The sequence below is a fragment of the Segetibacter sp. 3557_3 genome (assembly GCF_004354985.1).
Lineage (GTDB): Bacteria > Bacteroidota > Bacteroidia > Chitinophagales > Chitinophagaceae > Segetibacter.
Genome location: NZ_SMSK01000004.1, coordinates 253,180 through 271,073, shown reverse-complemented (window position 1 = coordinate 271,073; position 17,894 = coordinate 253,180). Strand labels below are relative to the sequence as shown.

15 protein-coding genes are annotated in these 17,894 nt (G+C 44.3%); 3 read left to right on the top strand and 12 right to left on the bottom strand.

What is annotated here, in order from left to right; translation table 11 throughout:
- Window position 1 precedes the first annotated feature (1 nt).
- A complete protein-coding gene (locus EXU57_RS09100) occupies window positions 2–3,121 on the bottom strand; it encodes a SusC/RagA family TonB-linked outer membrane protein (protein WP_133267880.1) in 3,120 nt (1,039 codons plus the stop codon).
- Window positions 3,122–3,336: 215 nt separating this feature from the next.
- On the opposite strand from EXU57_RS09100, the gene EXU57_RS09095 reads away from it, so the two are divergent.
- Window positions 3,337–6,231 carry a triple tyrosine motif-containing protein gene (locus EXU57_RS09095; RefSeq protein WP_133267879.1) on the top strand — a complete coding sequence of 965 codons (2,895 nt, stop codon included), beginning with the start codon at window positions 3,337–3,339 and terminating at the stop codon, window positions 6,229–6,231.
- A 192-nt stretch (window positions 6,232–6,423) separates the two neighbouring features.
- On the opposite strand, the gene EXU57_RS09090 is transcribed toward EXU57_RS09095, so the two are convergent.
- Both EXU57_RS09090 and EXU57_RS09085 read right to left on the bottom strand, forming a co-directional pair.
- On the bottom strand, window positions 6,424–6,630 hold the full coding sequence (locus EXU57_RS09090; RefSeq protein WP_133267878.1) for a helix-turn-helix transcriptional regulator: 207 nt from the start codon (window positions 6,628–6,630) through the stop codon (window positions 6,424–6,426).
- Entirely contained in the window at window positions 6,620–7,012 is a 393-nt protein-coding gene (locus EXU57_RS09085) for a hypothetical protein (protein WP_133267877.1), read from the bottom strand. The genes EXU57_RS09090 and EXU57_RS09085 overlap by 11 nt, the downstream gene beginning before the upstream one ends.
- Before the next feature lie 345 nt (window positions 7,013–7,357).
- On the opposite strand from EXU57_RS09085, the gene EXU57_RS09080 reads away from it, so the two are divergent.
- Entirely contained in the window at window positions 7,358–8,470 is a 1,113-nt protein-coding gene (locus tag EXU57_RS09080) for a hypothetical protein (protein WP_133267876.1), read from the top strand.
- A gap of 346 nt (window positions 8,471–8,816) precedes the next feature.
- On the opposite strand, the gene EXU57_RS09075 is transcribed toward EXU57_RS09080, so the two are convergent.
- The 3 genes from EXU57_RS09075 to EXU57_RS09065 form a co-directional block, all read right to left on the bottom strand.
- Window positions 8,817–9,371: a dihydrofolate reductase family protein gene (locus tag EXU57_RS09075; RefSeq protein ID WP_133267875.1), complete on the bottom strand. Its 555-nt coding sequence runs from the start codon at window positions 9,369–9,371 to the stop codon at window positions 8,817–8,819.
- A gap of 161 nt (window positions 9,372–9,532) precedes the next feature.
- The gene (locus EXU57_RS09070) at window positions 9,533–10,423 is read right to left on the bottom strand and encodes an alpha/beta hydrolase family esterase (RefSeq protein WP_133267874.1); all 891 of its coding nucleotides are present in this window, start codon (window positions 10,421–10,423) and stop codon (window positions 9,533–9,535) included.
- Between the two features lie 230 nt (window positions 10,424–10,653).
- A complete protein-coding gene (locus tag EXU57_RS09065; protein WP_133267873.1) occupies window positions 10,654–11,187 on the bottom strand; it encodes a GRAM domain-containing protein in 534 nt (177 codons plus the stop codon).
- A 428-nt stretch (window positions 11,188–11,615) separates the two neighbouring features.
- Here EXU57_RS09065 and EXU57_RS09060 point away from each other — a divergent pair, with 428 nt between their 5' ends.
- A complete protein-coding gene (locus EXU57_RS09060; RefSeq protein ID WP_133267872.1) occupies window positions 11,616–11,909 on the top strand; it encodes a hypothetical protein in 294 nt (97 codons plus the stop codon).
- Window positions 11,910–12,781: 872 nt separating this feature from the next.
- Here the strand turns inward: EXU57_RS09060 and EXU57_RS09055 are convergent.
- The 6 genes from EXU57_RS09055 to EXU57_RS09030 all read right to left on the bottom strand — a co-directional run bounded on the left by EXU57_RS09055 (window position 12,782) and on the right by EXU57_RS09030 (window position 17,671).
- Window positions 12,782–13,441: a DUF305 domain-containing protein gene (locus tag EXU57_RS09055; RefSeq protein ID WP_133267871.1), complete on the bottom strand. Its 660-nt coding sequence runs from the start codon at window positions 13,439–13,441 to the stop codon at window positions 12,782–12,784.
- 184 nt (window positions 13,442–13,625) lie between these two features.
- Window positions 13,626–14,357 carry a heavy-metal-associated domain-containing protein gene (locus EXU57_RS09050; protein WP_133267870.1) on the bottom strand — a complete coding sequence of 244 codons (732 nt, stop codon included), beginning with the start codon at window positions 14,355–14,357 and terminating at the stop codon, window positions 13,626–13,628.
- A 74-nt stretch (window positions 14,358–14,431) separates the two neighbouring features.
- Entirely contained in the window at window positions 14,432–15,007 is a 576-nt protein-coding gene (locus EXU57_RS09045) for a helix-turn-helix domain-containing protein (RefSeq protein ID WP_243745554.1), read from the bottom strand.
- A gap of 446 nt (window positions 15,008–15,453) precedes the next feature.
- A complete protein-coding gene (locus EXU57_RS09040; protein WP_133267869.1) occupies window positions 15,454–15,969 on the bottom strand; it encodes a GNAT family N-acetyltransferase in 516 nt (171 codons plus the stop codon).
- A 429-nt stretch (window positions 15,970–16,398) separates the two neighbouring features.
- Window positions 16,399–16,752 carry a hypothetical protein gene (locus tag EXU57_RS09035; protein WP_133267868.1) on the bottom strand — a complete coding sequence of 118 codons (354 nt, stop codon included), beginning with the start codon at window positions 16,750–16,752 and terminating at the stop codon, window positions 16,399–16,401.
- A gap of 463 nt (window positions 16,753–17,215) precedes the next feature.
- Window positions 17,216–17,671, bottom strand: coding sequence for a hypothetical protein (locus EXU57_RS09030; protein WP_133267867.1), 456 nt, complete (start codon window positions 17,669–17,671; stop codon window positions 17,216–17,218).
- Between the last annotated feature and the right edge of the window lie 223 nt (window positions 17,672–17,894).

Genomic DNA, 17,894 nt, shown 5'->3' with positions numbered 1-17,894 from the left:
ATCAAAACTGAAGTTGAATGCCACCCAAAAATGCGCGGGCCTGTGGATATTGCCCCCTGTCGATACCAAATACGCCACCGCCTACTTCGGGATCATACCCGCTGTAATTGGTTAGCGTGAGCAGGTTTTCGGCAGTGACATATAACCTAACCCTTGAAAGGCCGATTTTATCCAATACCCTATTTGGCAGGGTATAACCAAGCTGCACTACCTTAAGGCGCATGTAGTCGCCGTTTTCAAGATAGAAATCAGACATTTTGCTGAAGTTGCCGTTAGGATCACTGTCGGTCAACCTTGGAAATTCCGTAGAAGTTCCCTCTCCACGCCAGCGACTAAGGGCCTTTGTCGAATAATTTGATGTGAGGATATCCAGGCGGCGGAGGCCCTGGAAAATTTTGTTACCCGCTACTCCCTGCGCAAACGCCATGAAATCGAACCCTTCGTAGCTCATATTAAGGGTAACGCCGAATGTATACTTTGGCAAATTGGTACCCAGGAAGGTTCGGTCGAGGTTATCGCTGGAGATAACGCCATCACCATTCAGGTCTGCCCACTTGAAATCACCGGGGCGTGCATTGGGCTGGATGAGACCACCATTTTTATTTACATACTCAAGGATTTCCTGCTCATTTTGAAATATACCAAGCCTGCGATAGCCAAAAAAGCTGTTGTACGACTGGCCTACCTGTGTACGGGTAACTGCACCCATCGACTGGAAACTCGCATCTCCACCTATAAAGTTTGTGTCCTGGGCAACATAGGTAACCGTATTCTTTGTGTAAGATCCGTTTGCATTAACGGAAAAATTGAACTTACCGATACTGTTATTATAGCCCAGTTCCAGTTCGAGACCGGAATTCTTCATATCCGCAACATTGCTGGTTGGATTGGAAGACACCCCAACATAACCTGGAATAACAAGCGGCCTAAGGATACCGGTAGTCTTTTTATTGTACCAGTCGAAAGTCAAGCTGAAGTTGTTGAACAACTGCGCATCGAAACCGATATCAGCAGAACTCGTTTGCTCCCAATGTAAATCCGGATTATCAAGTGTAAGCGGCGCATAACCGGTGGTAATTACCCCGGAGTTGCCAATAGCATAGTTGTAACCGCCATTTACGATTGACAGGTACCTGAAATCCGCACTTGCATCGTTACCGACAACGCCATAACCTCCGCGGATCTTTAATGATTTTACAAGGCTGTTGGTGCGCCAGAAGTTCTCGCGGTGAACATTCCAACCCGCAGAAAACGAAGGAAAGGTGCCGAATTTCCGGTTTGGCCCAAACCTGGTTGACCCATCCCTACGAACAATACCCGTGAACAGGTACTTATCGGCATAGGAATAGTTGACCCTGCTAAAGAGTGAATAGATTTTGTGTTCTACAAAGTCACTTGCATAACCATCGCGGTTTGGTAAACCCACGTCAAACCTGAATGAAGCATCCTGGTAATTGGTGATGGGAAGATTATACATCGTCAGGCCAACACTACCGCCGATATTTTCGACGTAGGAGCCCTGGCCTACCAGGACGGTAAAGTCATGATCGCGGAACTTTTTGGCGAAGGTGGCGGTGTTTTCAATATTCCAGTTGAACGACTTGTTCTCATTCTTGTTATAACTGTTCTTGTTGGAAGAAACCGTAGAACTGAGGAGATATACAGGGGTAAAACCGATGTTGCCGTAATAGGCTCTTTTAGCGCCTACGGTGGAACGCAGTTTAAGCCCTTTTACCGGAGTCACCTCGAGAAAGGCATTGCCGACAAAATCATCGGACCAGTTGTTGCCACCCAGCCTTGTTTGGATGTATGCAATCGGGTTGGTCATTTCCTGCCCTACATAGTTGGAAATGCCATATGGATTACCCGCAGCGTCCCTGATTATGGTGGGGTTGGTATATATCGTAGCATTGGGTTGGCCAGCTGGATTGTCGATCACGAGACCTGTAAGCGGATCAAGGTTTATCGCAGAACTCAATGGTCCGCCAAATTCGCTGTTGGTATTACCCAGGCCGGTGCTTTTTTGGTGGGTATAGCCAAGCGTTTGACCAAAAGTGACGAAATCAGAAAGTTTGTGGGTTGAGTTAAGCCGAAAGTTTATCTTTTTATACCTGGATATGTCGGTTGCAACAATACCCTGCTGGTCCTGGATACCACCGGATACATAATAAGTTGATCTTTCACTTCCCCCATTGAGGCTCAGTTCATGCGAATACCTGCGTGCAGAGTTGTTGAAGATGGCTTTTTGCCAGTCTGTTCCTTTGCCAAAAGCGGTAACATCCGGAAAAACAATACCCTTACCTGCTGCAACAGAACTTTCGTTGCGCAATACAGCATATTCAGTGGCATTTAAGAGCTCAAGCATTTTTGAGGGAGCAGAAGTGCCATAAAAACCATTGTAGTTGACAAAAGGCTTTCCTGTTCTACCCTTTTTTGTGGTAACCAGTATAACACCGCCGGCAGCACGGGTACCATAGATCGCGGACGAAGAAGCGTCTTTTAATACTTCGATAGACTCGATATCTGATTGGTTAAGATACCCGATACCACCAGCGTCTATAACCACACCGTCAACAACCCACAAAGGGTTGTTGTTATTAAAAGTGGTGATACCCCTGATCCGGATCGTGGAAGGGGAACCGGGTTGACCGGAGTTTTGCATAATGGTGACCCCGGATACACGGCCCTGGAGCGCCTGCTCGATACGGCCGTTGGGCACATTTTCGAGGTCCTTTGCTTTAACGCTTGAAATAGATCCCGTAATTACACTCTTCCGTTGGGTTCCATAACCCACAACAACTACCTCACTCAAGGCGGCAAGAGAAGGTTGCAGGGTAACATTGACAACACCGGAGCTTCCGGCAACTGCCTCGAAGCTGGTCATACCAACAAGAGAAAAGACGAGGACGGCGTTTGAAGATGGCACGGCTATCTTGTAGGTGCCGTTTTGATCGGTGCTGGTTGTTGCAGATGCACCCCCTTTTACAGAGACGGTGGCGCCAGCTGCCGGCTCACCCGAAGCTGTGGTCACCTTCCCGGTTACGTTTATTCCCTGGCCGTAAAGCACCGGGCACGCAAGCAGGTAAAATACAAAACACAAGAACGTAGTTCTGATACTCATAGACAAGCAATTTTTAATGAATTTTTGGCAGGACAACTTCCAGTCGTTAGTTATGGAAGTCTTGACAAATTTGTGGTATATCAGGCCCCCTACCTAATTTTTCACTACTACACTACTACATCATGGCAAAAAAAGGGCGATCTTTTAAGGTGTTTTGCTACTTCATAGCTACTACAAACCACTTTTCTGCTACATTCGATGTGAATTGCTGATGTATGAAAAGCGTGCTTCTTCTTTTCTGTGTGATCTGTGTCGCTCTTGAAAATTTGTCAGGCCAGGACGCTATTGGCCTCTCGGAAATTACCAATTACAGCAAACTGACCTATGCTGCCGCTGCCCAAAACTGGGATGTTAAACAGGATGCTAATGGCATAATGTACTTTGCAAATAATGAGGGGCTTTTGACCTTCGATGGTTCTTACTGGAACATTCATCACCTGCCCAACCAAACTGTGGTTCGTTCACTTGAAGTAAAAGGCGAACGGATATATGTGGGTGCCCAAAATGAAATCGGCTTTTTTGCACCTGATGAAACCGGGAAGCTTGCCTACACATCTTTAAAGTCGTTGTTGCCCCCGTCGGAGCGATCTTTTCCCGATGTCTGGAACATTGTTTCTTTTGGAAACGACATCTTCTTCCGGGCTACCAACAAGATCATGCGGCTGAATGGCAAAAAATTCGAGGTTTACCCTGATTACGACTGGCGCTTTATGGGTGTTGAGCAAAACCGGCTGCTGGCGCAGGACCATTCAAATAACATCCTGGAATTCAGAAACAACCGCTGGATAAGAACAATAAACCAGGATGGGCTTCCGCCAAATTTTCTCGTTACGTCCATTAACCCGTTTTCTAAAGACACCTCCCTGGTAACTACGCTTAAAAACGGGGTCTTTTTTCTTTCGAAGAATTCCATGGCTCCATTTCGTACCGCGGATCTGGACGCCATTAGTAGAAAAAACATTTATACGTCAATGCCGCTTGATCGCCAGCACATTCTGCTGGCTACAAGTTTAGGGGGATGCTTCATCGTAGACGTTAAAGGCACCTTTGTTCAGAAATTTTCTACACAGGAAGGCTTACAAAATAATAATGTGCGACACGTTTTCCTGGATCGAAACCGCAATTTGTGGTTAGGACTGGATAAAGGCATCGACCTGATCGCTTACGATAACGCGGTAAAACAAATTAATCCTGACCGGCAAAATGAGGGGGCAGGTTACACGGCCCTTGTGCATGATAGCAGGCTATACATTGGTACCACTAACGGGCTTTACTATACGCTGCTGAATAACGCCAAAAACCTCAGCCTTGTAAAAGGCAGCTTTTTGCCAGTAAGCAATTCCCAGGGACAGGTGTGGAGCCTTTCAGAAGTAAACGGTGAACTTTTGATGGGGCATCATGAAGGATCTTTTATCGTCAGGAAGAATACCACCGCCAGCCTCGATCATTCAACAGGCTTCTGGAACTTTTTTCCCCTGTACAAAGAACCCTCATCAGTAGTAATTGGCTGTAACTATCATGGTGTCAACTTTTATGAGTATGTGCAGGGAAAATTCCTAAACAAGAACTTAAATGCCCATTTTGAGTCTGCAAGGATCATTGCCCTGGACAGCAATATTGTATGGGTTGCCCACCCTTACAAGGGCATCTTTAAGGTTACCTATTCGCCAGGTAATAGTCCGCTTGTTCAATCGTATACCCCTGACAAAGGGCTTTCTTCAATCAACCACTACCTGGTTTATAAGATCAGAAACAAAATCATCTCCCCCACAGAAACAGGCTACTACGAATACAATCGGGTTTCCGACAGGTTTGAACCATCTGTCTTCTTCCAGAACTTATTTGGTAAAATGGCGGTAAACCATCTTAAAGAAGATCGTTACGGGAACATCTGGTTTGTGGCGGAGAAAAGTTTAGGCGTAGTGGACTTTTCAGGGTCTAAACCCAGGATTATTTATATACCTGAACTAAAAGGCAAGATGGTTAGCGGCTTTGAGTTCATCTATCCTATCGACATAAACAATGTACTTGTAGGTGGTGAGCGCGGGTTTTACCACATCGACTACGACCAGTACAGGAAAACAAATTACCAGTTGGAAGTATTGATCAGAACGATCAAATCAGTAAACGAACCGGGCAACCTCATCTTTGGTGGTTACCCTTCTCCCAGGCAGAAAAGCGGTGATCTGCCTTATCGCCTTAACTCACTTCATTTTGAGTATGCATCTACTTTGTACGGGCACCAATTGAACCTGGAATACAGCTATTTTCTAAAGGGATTCGACAAAGACTGGTCAGCCTGGTCAAAAAAAACGGAAAAGGATTATACAAACCTTCCGCATGGCACTTACACCTTCCAGGTAAAAGCCCGGAACAATCCTGGTAATGAGTCTACCCCAGCGCGTTATTCATTCGTGATCCTGCCCCCGTGGTATAAGCATCCAATTGCCTATGTGGTATACTTTGCACTGGCGTTTTACCTCGTGTACTGGTTATATAAACGACAGCAAAGAAAGTTCAAGGAGCAGCAACAGAAACATGAAGAAGAACAAACCCAGCTACAGTACCTGCACCAGCTGGAGATTGACCGTACTGAAAAGGAGATTGTAAAACTCAAGAATCAGAACCTTGAAGCAGAGATCAATTTTAAAAACAAAGAACTGGCGGGGGCGACGATGAACCTTGTACAGAAGGGAGAATTGCTCGGAAAGATCAAAGAAGAACTTATGAGGCTCCTCAAAAACATCGGTGATGAGGAGTCCACCCGGAACTTCAGGAAAGTGATAAAGATGGTGACCGAAGATGAGAAATTTGAGCAGGACTGGGAGCACTTCTCGGTGCATTTCGACCAGGTCCATGGTAATTTCCTGTTGGCACTAAAGCACAAATATCCAAATATCAGTTCATCGGAACTGAAACTTTGCGCGTACCTCCGTATGAACCTTTCAACCAAAGAGATGGCGCAGTTGATGAATATATCGGTTCGGGGAGTGGAAGTAGGAAGGTACCGGTTAAGAAAAAAGCTGCATATCCCGTCGGATGCCAACCTTTTCGACTACCTGATCGAATGCGTGAAAGATGTAAAGGTGAATGAAGAATTGAAAACGTAATTGTTGCGGGGATCAATTCAGCGCCCGTGTTCGCAGATTCCGCTGAACCATACGAGTTAGATTTCCTTTACCCTACCTGCAGCCGCAAAACATAAACTTAACAGGCTTTCAGGAGTGTCATGGGTGGTTCGGCTTTTAACGTTTGAAGGCTGCTATCCGGCTGGCATGAATTGTATAGCATTTACGCCTATGTTACTTCCAATCCATTTTCTCCAGTTGAAAGATGTTTTCGACGGTCACCTTTAAAGCGCTTGCAAGTTTTAGCGCCAGGAGGGTTGTCGGCACGTATTGACCTTTTTCAATGGATATGATGCTCTGCCTGCTTACTCCAACGGCTGTGGCGAGTTGTTCCTGCGTGAAACCGTGCTGTTCCCGATAGTGCTTCAACTTATTTACCATTAAACAAGCCGGCTTTTAAAACATAAAACATCACCACATATACTGCGATTTGCATGATCAAAACACCAAATGAACTATCTACAAGGTTGCCGCCTAATGTTCCAAAAGCATCCTGGAGAAAGTAAATAACTCCCGCAATCAGCGCAGTCCGGAAAGCTCTCAAACGGCAGAAATCAACGAATTCATCCTCCACTTTCTCCCTCGACAGCATAAATAACAGCAGACCAAATAACATGATACTGTTGGCTACCTGACGCCTGAATGCTGTCTGCTCCCACGGCTCTTGATTTATGAGTCCTAAAATTATTGGTACCAGAAAAGCAAGAGAAAATAGCGTTAGACCAACAATTTTGTAAGCGCGTCGGAGTAGCCTGGATTGCATGATGTAAAGTTTACTTTACGTCAAATATACTTTACATTCTACAATAACCTAATCCCTGTTGAGTTTTAATTTCCTGATGTAAAGGCAAGTGAATTCAATGCATTTACCGATATAAACGGAGTAGATAGCAGAAAGGGCTTTAATGGTAGAATAATCCGAATCGGATTCCAGTAGAACCTCACAAGATCATCTTATTCGATATTGTTCCTGATTACCGGTGGTACAAATAAGTGTTGGATTAGCCCAATACAACTTCATTTATAACAATTTATACAACTCGTCCTTAATAACGCTTGCCGGCAGATATAGCTTTATCCAACAATAATCATAATATACTGATCCCTTATGAATTTTAATAACGCCTTCCTTTTCTGCAGTCTAATTATTACGGTGCTCTGCTCCTGCGAGAAGAATAATATAACGAATAACACAAACAGCGGTGGCAACGGAGCTGATATTTCAGCAGATGTAACATTGATCGCCGGCTCCCCTACCGAGTTTGCCTCCAGGGATAACAGCAACCCGCTAAATGCCCGGTTTTATGGCCCTACAAAGTTGCACTGGCATGATAAAACCAAAGCCTTATATATATTTGACGCATCCGGCACAACCTATTTACGCAAACTAGACCAAAACGGTGTTAGCACAGTTGCACCATACACCTTTGGTCTTCATAGTGAAGCTTTTGATATTGCAGAGGCCCATGATGCTGCAAGCTCTTTACTTGTGACAACCAGTTTAGGTAGACTGATGAAACTGGATCCCGCCGCACCTGTTAGTGCAACCAATCCGTCTACCATAATAGATTGGAAAAACAATCACGATGTACCGAAGGCCGAAAACGCAATCGGGAGTTTAAGTGTAGCAAGCATTGATGGTGGTTATGGCCTCGCAGTAGCTGATGCGAATACCCTGTACTTTTCGTCAAGTTATCTTAAAACCATTCGTAAGGTGCATTTCCCAAATGCGGGCAATGAGGTAACGGCATTTGTTGGTAAACCAACCAGTAGTGTAGCTGCGCCGGCATGGCCCTTTGCAAATGGAACAGGGCTGGACGCAACATTCGGAGAAATAAACGACATGGCGTCGGATATGCATGGTAATATATATGTAGCCGATCCCGGTTACGTTGTTGTGCGTAAAATCACCCCTTCGGGGCAAGTCAGCTCCTACTTAACGCCAACTTCCAATACACAAAGCTTTTACAGGGAACAAGATGGCACCTTAGCAACGGCGAAGGCAAATAATGTAAATCATGTTGCTGTTAGCCAGGATGGCAAACGTGTATTTTTCGCTACCCCCGGATCGCTGCGACTTGCACTTCCTGATGAAAACCGGGTAATCACCATTGCGAAGTTTAAAGAAAGCATCGGTGGTATCTGTACTACCAGGGACGGCAAAACGGTATATCTATCCAGTGGCTATGGGATATACAAGGTGGAAAATATCAGGTTTTAATGGTTGGTTTGAAGATTACACTATTGGTATAATCATCCCAATCTATTAGGAAAAGTGAATAAACAGGCCGTTAAGTGGACCATACCAAAAGTAATAAGAAAGCTAAAATAAAAATCTCTTCGTTCAAGAGAAATCCCGGATCCCACGAGAAGGCAAGACAAAACGTCTTTAGGTTAGGTGAAAAAAACTTACCCCGGCACCGGTAAGAATATGGTATTACGTATAGGCCAGTGCAGCTTTATTATTTACCCGGCACGGCTGAAGTCAGGCTACCACAAGCTTGTGTTTCCGATTAATGCTATAAGGGATGGACCGGGCTCGCTCCAGGCTCCATACATTTTAACAGCTAATTAGAAATGGGCTCATAATAAAAAGCAACTACACCACACCGAAACGTTTTTGTTTTTAGGAGTTTAAGATTGATCCTGTTGCTTATGTTCTTAAATAAGAGAAGACCCTTTCCTGCAACGATTGGATGAACACACAATTGGAACTCATCCACGAGCTTATGGTTCAGGAGGGCCACGATTAAACTCGGGCTCCCAACCAGGATGTCTTTACCTGGTTGTTCCTTCAACGCTGACACTTCTTCTTTGAGGTCTCCGGTTGCAAGCTTAGCGGTTTTCCATTCCAGGTTTTTTAGCGTCCGGGAAAAAACAACCTTGGTAAGGTTGTCGATGAGTACGGCAAATTCATCCGTTGGTTTGTTGCCAGTCGGAAGTTCGACAATGGCGGGCCAGTAACTTTCCATGAGTTGGTAAGTCACTCTTCCATAAATAAGCGTGTCGGCTCCTCGAAGCAGCTCATTATAATGCTGATGGGTTTCATCATCTGCATTCATCTCCGTATGATCACAAAACCCATCAAGTGTCATGTTCATTGCGGCAATTAACTTTCTCATAGCAATCGTTCAATTCAGGATTATTAACATTGACTGGATCAGGTGTAAACTTTCAGCGTAATCAACTCAAATGGTGACCCCACGTTTAATTACGCGAGCCGGTTACTCCATTAAGAATACTACTGCAATCATAGTCTCAGGCCTGCTTAATAAAACCTATTTTAACGACCGGTACGCTCCTCTCTTTTAATCTCACGTTTAAAGAAGGCCCAGGACTCTAAAAAAATGTCCAGGTCTTTCGGAAAGGCATGCTCACCGCCATCAACTTGCAAAAGTGTAACTTCCGGTTTACGGCTGTTCCGGTAAGTATACCTCGTGATCGCTTGCTTGTTTGTGGTATCAGGGTCCGGCATCTTTTCGATTAATGGTTGGTCTTTGTATCCGGCTAACCCGGCCCAGTACTGGAAAGAGCGTTGGGTTGAACGAACATCACCCCAGGAGGCTCCGGACATGATCATCGTTCCACCGCTATACGGGTTAAGCGGGTCAGCGGTCCCATTTGCAATCATCACGGCAACCGGAATCTTTGCCTCGGCACAATCCATGTTTGTTTTATCGGGTAGGTTTGCAACTACGGAACTAATGCCCTTACAAGTCTCCGGCAATGTCATGGCAAGCTTGTAGGCCATGTGTCCACCGCCGGATAAACCAATCACAAAAAATCGCTTATCTATTACCTGGTAGTTTTTCCCAAAATACTGCAGTATGGCCGTAAAAAAAGCCTGTTCGTTGATGTCGATCCTATTTGCCGTTGATGTTGCCGCTCGTCGGCATTCGTTCCAATATCGCTCAAAGCCATCCGGATATACCAACAGGAGTTTCTCGTCCTCGGCAATGGCCTGCAGGCTGGCAGCGGGTTTCATCATGCCCTGGCCATCTCCTCCGGAACCATGAAGGATAAAAATCAGGTTGCGTTTGTTTGTTTTAAGCCTGGGTTCCTGAAAACGAAATGTTCTGTAATGACCATCTACTAATATGGAATCAATCCTGGCCTGGCTATATGATTGATATGCGATGGCTATAGCAATGATGAACCCAAGTACAATTTTCATGTAAGTCAATTTAAAGCAATGGGTGTTGTTGATTAGCATTATTGGGGTGTGTAGTAGCGACTTTGGCAATCGTCACCTATCACCCATGATTAAGACGAATGTACAATTTCCCGGCACCGACCCTAACAAGTTAGGCGCTGATTGCTCGCTCACCATTTTTGTTTAGCGCTCAGCGGCATCCGGCAGCAGATCTAACCCGAATACCTAGATATGGCACAAAGAAGGAGAGATTACCCGGTGGGTGAGTCCTTTACTGTAGCATTGAGCCGAACAAGCCATTGCCTACCCTTTTCAACAACAAAGCTATAAGTCTCATTTGAAGCTGTATGCATCGTAAGTCCGTTCTCGATAAAACCGAACGTGCGAAACATGTCGCAGCGGTCCAGCTCTCCCAACGCAATAGAAAACTCCCGTATATGCGGTTCCTGTTTATGCGTTTTGAACATCACCCGCTTGTTGGTTAGAAAAAGCTTTCCACTAACAGGTTCCTTCTCGTTGGTGTAATTGGCTGGCGGTTGAAACTGTATCTCTTCATCCCGTTCAGTAGTGATGGAAACTGCATCAAGTACATATTTAGCAACAGCAAACCTGTAAAATAGGATACTGTTAAGGACTCCGACCAATATCCCTCCAACAACTCCGGTGACCAAAGCTTTTAGAAAGGAGTTTCCATTGATACTATGACCTATCAAGGTGATTATGATTACAAATAATACCCCCTGAAGGAGTCCATAGCCGGCTATTCGCTTAACGTAACTATTCATGTAATTTGATTGGTATTCCTCAGTTTGTTAAAGCCTTACAACTTAAGATCATTGTGCTTGCCGGCATTCAAATAGCTGCTGTTTACAACCACACTAAATGTTGAAGTTTAGCCGTCAAAACCGTATCCAGCGGACTTCATTTTTCTTCAACCTGGGTCAGCATTTGTAAGTCTTGACCATTCGTGAGTTGCCTTCCTCTCCAACTGAACAGCGGATACCTCAGGTTAGTGTATAGACGAACGATTAGCGATATTTTTCTGACCACGCTGCTGCAAACAACGCTGCCGCAGCATTTGCTCACCCCGCCCTATTGGTTCAGCGATGTTACAAAATTTTCGCTACCGTTTCCCCGATGGTGTTTGCTTTTAATTGAGCCCGTTCTCCGCCGTTTTTTGATTGCCCTGATTATCCGCGCGGCTGAAAATACAATGGCAGCCAAACCAACTACGCCTAAAATAGCCAAAAGGGCACCTGATGCACCACCAAACGCAAAAACGAATATACCCAAGCCGAGCATTATCGACACCAGGATGGCAAGTACAACCACCAGTATTATCGATCCTCTATTTGCGCGCTTTGGTTTGGCGCTAATTCGATCGACAAACGATTCCGAAAAAGATGCTTGGTCAACTTTCGGTTTTGCTGGTGCAGAAATAATCATGCTATTGGTTGAGTCGTTCCCCGGGCTAGGTGGATTTGAAGAAAGACCAACAAATGCATGACTATTGAAACTGATAAGGAGGATTGAAAGAAGAATTCTAAACCTAATCAAACAGGGCTTCATATACTTGATCATATTTTTAAGAGGCAGACTACCTACCCGCAGAAACGACTGATGCCAGGGTTATGCGATGCCCAGGCACTAGCATTCCAAATTACAATTAAGGTATAGCATTATGTAGGATAAAACAAAAACTTCATAGCTGTTTGTTGTCCCGGCCCGCCCCAGGCTGGTGTGGGCTGAATGATCATTGTAACACCGATGTCGTTTAGTTTAGTCCCTTGCTGGTTTATTACTCGGTGATGGTAAACAGTACAAGCCTCCGCCCGAACGTAGTTCATACGGGCGGGCGCCCGGCCAAAGCCGTTCGGACGGGAGTACGACTCACCAATAGATTGGGGGCAAGGCGCCCGTCCGACTGGCGCAGCCGGGCGGGCAACGATCTACAATTATAAAATGGGGACTTGATCCAAGAACAACTGCTTAACTAAAAGACATCGGTTACAGCACGGATAGTACCGGGCGGTGAATGCCGTATTTTTTTGGAGTTTGGCGAAGCAGGAAAGGTGATGATGGCTCATGTTGCCTGGGCTGCAAGCGACCATACAGTCAAGCTACTGTACCTGGTACGCTGAGGGTTCAAACCAATATGCTGTGTTAGCCTTCAAGAACAGCTTTCAGGTTTTTCCCAGGCAAATTGTCCCATCCCCATTCAAATCTTTCTCTTTTAAGATGCGCATCCTTTGGGAAACTGTCTAAACAAGTTTGCGTCACCGTGAGCCGGGTTACAGGCGCTTAAGGCATTGCAGTAAGCTTTTGTAAGGCTCTCTGCAACTTGCCGCGCGTGTTGTCTGTGCTCCTTAACGCTTAACCTTATTTCTGGTTCTTATCCAGCCACCCTTTCAGCCAATTAATCTCTTTCGTTTGAGAATTGATGATGTTTTGGCAAAGGGTGGTCAAACTTGTTTCTTTACCATATTCAAGATAAGCTTTCGCCATGTCTACGGCACTTTGGTGATGGGGTACCATTTGAGCGGCATAATCACGATCAATGTCATTGTAAATGGTTGTATTAGCAGCCATCATTGCGCTCATAGATTGGCTTAAGGCTTTCTGAAACGCAGCTGAGTTTGGCGACGTAGCTTTCGGAGCCTTCGACATGAAATCCTGCATAAATCCAATCTCTTTGTTCTGGTCCGCAATTACCTTTTCAGCAAATGTTTTGAGTTCTGCATTGTTGCCCTTATCCAATTGCACTTTCGACATTTCAACGGCACCTTTATGATGTTCAAGCATCATAGCTGCAAAGTCTATGTCATTATTGCCCGTCGGTTTAGAACCATGCATTTCATGCATCATCTTAGTCATTGTTGCGGTAACCGGGTTAACCTGATTTTGATCTTTTGTACCTGTACCTGCTTCATGATGCGTCGCATGATCTGACGTATCATTAGTAGCGGTACCGTTATTTGAATTGGTATTACAAGCAAGTACAACCCATGTTAAACCTGCAAGTAAGAAAGTCGTTTTCATAATTAGTATTTTAACATGAACAATAATCTAATTAAATTCCTGTATTGACTTGTCGCGTTTTTTATATCGCTGGTGTTGTCACCATCAGCAAATCTTTTCTTTCATCCTTCCCCTACCTTGCTGCTATAATATGTGCGGCTCCCTGATTTGAGCAGAAAATGCTACTTTAATATAAGGTAACAAGTTATACCCCTCTTAAGAGCATTATAGCCGACATTAAAATCATTAGACCATCTTCGATAACCGTTACTGTGCTCATTGGCAGATTAAATACCGCGCCTAAACATGCACATTGAATTTTTCTCTTGTTAAGTACACTTTGTAGTACACCTACGATGCTAATCCCCATTACCACTAAGGTCACCGCATTTGTTATAACCGGGTTGAAATTTACCAGGAATGCGATACCCAGGCCAAGTTCGATAAAGGCATACACATAACCCCAGCCAGACCATCTCCTGGCAATAAGGTCATACGACGAATAGCTTTCCGCAAAGCCTTTCAGGTTCAGAAATTTAAAGAAAGAAAATACCAGGAAGAAACCTGCCATGAAATGCTGCATCCAGGTGTGCCAATCAAAGCCATTCCTGGCTAACGCTATCAACAATGTAGCCCCGGTTATATAGGCGCCAATCAACAAGACGGGTTTATACGTTTCCAACGAGGAGCCGGACTCTTCTGTACGCAGGGTATGGTGCATCCCCCCGTCCGCCTCTGTAATGGTGTAGTTGCCTGCTTTGTTTAACGCATCCTGGAGCGTTGTTACAGGAATATGTTTTTGCATCGTGATGGTTGCCTGCGGTGCTGTCACCTGTACATCTGCTTCCGATACATCTCCCAACATCAGGAGTTGGCTTTTTGCTTTTGCCACGCAACTACCGCAGGTCATGCCCGTGATATGATATGTATGTGTCATAGGTTTGCTTTTACAACACAAAACTACCACTGCAACAGGCCTGTCCTGTTACAGAATTATGGATAAGAGTTACATCATTTTTGCCTTCCGATTTCATCCAGTGACTTCCTGCTTTGGAGTCCACGTTGTTTGAATTGTGAGGGGGTCAGGCCTGTCAACTTTTTGAACTGGTTCGAGAGATGGGCAGTGCTGCTATAACCCAGGTCTACAGCAATACGGGATAGCGATAATTCGTCGTACACAAGCAATTCTTTAACTTTCTCAATTCTTTGATTAATGATGTACTGTTCTATAGTAATGCCTTCTACTTCAGAAAAGAGATTACTGAGGTAAGAATAATCGTGGTGCAGGTGTTGGGAGATAAGTTCACTGAAATTCTTTTTAGGTTGTTCGTCTTTATAGTGGATGGTATCGATAACGAAGGTTTTGATCTGTTCAATAATCAGGCTTCTCCGGTCATCGATGAGCTCAAAACCCACAGCCCTTAAAGCAACAGACAGATCGTGCTGCTGTGCTTTATCCAGTTCTTTTTCTTCTATCACAACTTCACCAAGGGCGATATCAACCGGGTGCAAATTGAGCTTTTCCAATTCTGATCTTACAACCATCTTGCAACGGTGGCAAACCATGTTTTTGATGTAAAGTTTCACGCTGATTGTGCTTTGTCGAATGCTAAAGCTATTGATTATTTGACTTGCCTGCGTGCAGGGCTCCCCAGTGTGTGATGATGACGCAGGGGACATGGTACTTAGCTTGCGGTGGATATGAATGAGCGCCATGTGCTTGAGCCGGCAGTAACAGGTTGGAATTGCTGCATTAAAGCTTTACATGGTCCAGGGTAACAAAGGGCTTACTCCCAACCTTGGGTTTTTGCGCCGGTGGTTTAAGCGGAATGATGCCCACCCAACATCCGGGGCAACTGTGAAGGGCGCTATACCAGATTTAATGCTGTACTCAGGCTAGTGCAAAGCTTGCGTGTTTATTAGTATTCAATGCAACGAACCTGTATTCTCCACCGGCGATAGCTGTAGAAAGCCAAGGTTTGCGCACAAGCCACCCTACGATGAAAACTGGACTAAAGGCTAGGGGCTTTATCCTATTGTCGTTTCCGTTCCCACCTCCAAATCAAGCCATCATCCGGGTCATTGATTTCGCCAACCTTTTGGAAACCACATTTATGCAAAACCTTTGTTGAAGCGTTATCCTGGGCAAGCGTGTGTGCAATAATTGCCTTTACCCGATCGTCTTTAAAAGCATGCTCAATTAACCCTGCTGTCATTTCAGTCGCAAGTCCACGATTACGATAGTTTGGCGCGATTTCATATCCGAGTTCAACTGTCCCGTCCGTTGTCGGCCTACCTTTATACCCGCCACTACCTATAAGTGTATTGTCCTGCTTATGAACTGGAAAATAGGTCCACCAATTACGCTCCTCCTCGCTGTCGGTTACTTTATCAAGTGAATACTGCAATGCAGCCACACCAAACCCCGTCCAATCGTCTTGAACGGTTACATCGAGTTTTCTGGCAAGCGCGGAATTTCCTTCTATCGCAGACCTTAGTATTTCCGGGTCGCATGAGATGAGCAGTAGGTTGCTGGTTTCAATCATCATTCTTCGTCTAACAATTTTGTTGGTGTCTAAGTTTTAATGAATGCTAATAGATGAGGATCTCAAGTGCAGGCATGTGGAATAACAATGGGTCTAATCACCACCTGCAGAACCAGGCGCTCCATGTAAACTACCAAACCCGACGAAAAGCCTTGAACACAGGTATCAGTAATCTTGTCCTATCCATTACAACTTCGCTTAGTCAAAGGATTTTTATGGACCAGGCTCCAGCTCCATTATTAAACATCCTTGCGTCGCACTCTTGTACCTTGGGTAATACTATTGAGCGCAATTGTTCCTGGCCCTGATTAATCGACATCAATCACAAAGGTCATTGCGAGTCATCCCGGTTCGACCTATGCTCGTAAATATTAATGCCGATTGTCACCAGGATGCAAATGACAACAAATAATATAGACCAGGTGCGCATCGTCACGTTGATACGGATTTAAAATATTCTTTAAAGCTTTTTGAAAAGTTTAGGTGGTAAACCGCTAAGGCATAGATCAGTACCATAACAACTAAGGGGATTTTACCTGCCCCGGGTGCGTTGCTAAACAAGGATAATAAGGCTGTGATAGAACCGACTAAAAATAGAAAAGTAAAAATTACAACTGCCCATTTTTTACCCCTGAAAACAAAATACATTAGTAAAAGGGTAAGGCAAAATCTAATCACCTGCTGAACCAGCTTTTTGGTTTCTACATGTTCCACTAATATGTTGTACGAAACAATGGTGTAGATAGAGATAAGCAATACACTGGCGAAGATTCGAATTGTACCCATCTTTCCTTTTTTTGCTAATGCGTTCATGGTCTCTCATATTTTTAGGCGCTACAATTACGGTTGAAAATACCTTAAGTAGAAATCTACAACTACCTCCGCATGGCAGCTGTGGCAATGATATTTGGATGGTTCGCTGCACCCTTTTATTCCCATAAGTTAATACAAACTATGATTACCGTAGCAAGATTCTGTGTTGCAGGTGCTCTCTCAAAACAAGGCACTGTCTTCTATAGCTCACCCGACTTCCGCTAAAAGGCAAGTGCTGCGACAAAAATTTGAGGATGGCGCAACCTCATGATCAAACTTTGTCCCTTGGCAAAACAGTACAACTTTGAACAAACATCCGTCAAATTGCACAATACTGTTCTGAAACAATATCAATCAGGTAAAATAATTCGGCAACAAACACATCAAGGTACAAAGCTTCTAAGTTCGATCGTGTAAATTTGAACTAAAGCCCTGTTCAAGAAGTCTGATTATGTTTACTATACAGTTGTTTTTTAATTTCAATTAGCGTTTGAAGATCTTTTTCACTGTGATAACCTTTTCCATATAGTAGCTTAGCACTTTCGATAAGATAGGGATTGCGTCCAAGTATCCAACCACCGGTCATCATTACTCCCTGCGTATTGGGACCAAAAAAATTGCCCATCATATAACCAGCTGAATTAATGGTCAGCAAAAATCTGCCTTGTTTATCATCCTCTGTGCTGTTTGAAAACCAGTAGCCATATAGGAACTTGCAGTTCCCGGTATTGTAAACCTTTCCGACACAAGTAAAGCTATATCCCTCGTTATTGCGCTGGTTTTTAAAAACTATTCTTCCAAATTTTTTCTTAGTGATGGTTACTGTTTCATCAACCCAGGGTAATTCATTAAATGCTTTAGGTTCCCACGATGAATACCATTGTCCTACCAACTTAAATTGTTACTTTCTTAATTCATGGTAATTCAAAATAGGCGAAACGATGTCTCTAATGAATGATGGCAAAAAAAGTATCAGCGTAGCCACGCTCGAACCGATCGCAATTATCACTTCCAGGTTCATTTCGAACAAAAATTATTTAAGACTTAAATTCGTTAGACTATTTCGATCAACCTGTCCAGGTGGCGCGATAATATTCCCTTAGAGTCACATGCAT

Bases quoted from the DNA above. Each gene is read 5' to 3' on its own strand.
- EXU57_RS09100 (WP_133267880.1), bottom strand. From the start codon at position 3,121: ATGAGTATCAGAACTACGTTCTTGTGTTTTGTATTTTACCTGCTTGCG.
- EXU57_RS09095 (WP_133267879.1), top strand. From the start codon at position 3,337: ATGAAAAGCGTGCTTCTTCTTTTCTGTGTGATCTGTGTCGCTCTTGAA.
- EXU57_RS09090 (WP_133267878.1), bottom strand. From the start codon at position 6,630: ATGGTAAATAAGTTGAAGCACTATCGGGAACAGCACGGTTTCACGCAG.
- EXU57_RS09085 (WP_133267877.1), bottom strand. From the start codon at position 7,012: ATGCAATCCAGGCTACTCCGACGCGCTTACAAAATTGTTGGTCTAACG.
- EXU57_RS09080 (WP_133267876.1), top strand. From the start codon at position 7,358: ATGAATTTTAATAACGCCTTCCTTTTCTGCAGTCTAATTATTACGGTG.
- EXU57_RS09075 (WP_133267875.1), bottom strand. From the start codon at position 9,371: ATGAGAAAGTTAATTGCCGCAATGAACATGACACTTGATGGGTTTTGT.
- EXU57_RS09070 (WP_133267874.1), bottom strand. From the start codon at position 10,423: ATGAAAATTGTACTTGGGTTCATCATTGCTATAGCCATCGCATATCAA.
- EXU57_RS09065 (WP_133267873.1), bottom strand. From the start codon at position 11,187: ATGAATAGTTACGTTAAGCGAATAGCCGGCTATGGACTCCTTCAGGGG.
- EXU57_RS09060 (WP_133267872.1), top strand. From the start codon at position 11,616: ATGGCAGCCAAACCAACTACGCCTAAAATAGCCAAAAGGGCACCTGAT.
- EXU57_RS09055 (WP_133267871.1), bottom strand. From the start codon at position 13,441: ATGAAAACGACTTTCTTACTTGCAGGTTTAACATGGGTTGTACTTGCT.
- EXU57_RS09050 (WP_133267870.1), bottom strand. From the start codon at position 14,357: ATGACACATACATATCATATCACGGGCATGACCTGCGGTAGTTGCGTG.
- EXU57_RS09040 (WP_133267869.1), bottom strand. From the start codon at position 15,969: ATGATGATTGAAACCAGCAACCTACTGCTCATCTCATGCGACCCGGAA.
- EXU57_RS09035 (WP_133267868.1), bottom strand. From the start codon at position 16,752: ATGGGTACAATTCGAATCTTCGCCAGTGTATTGCTTATCTCTATCTAC.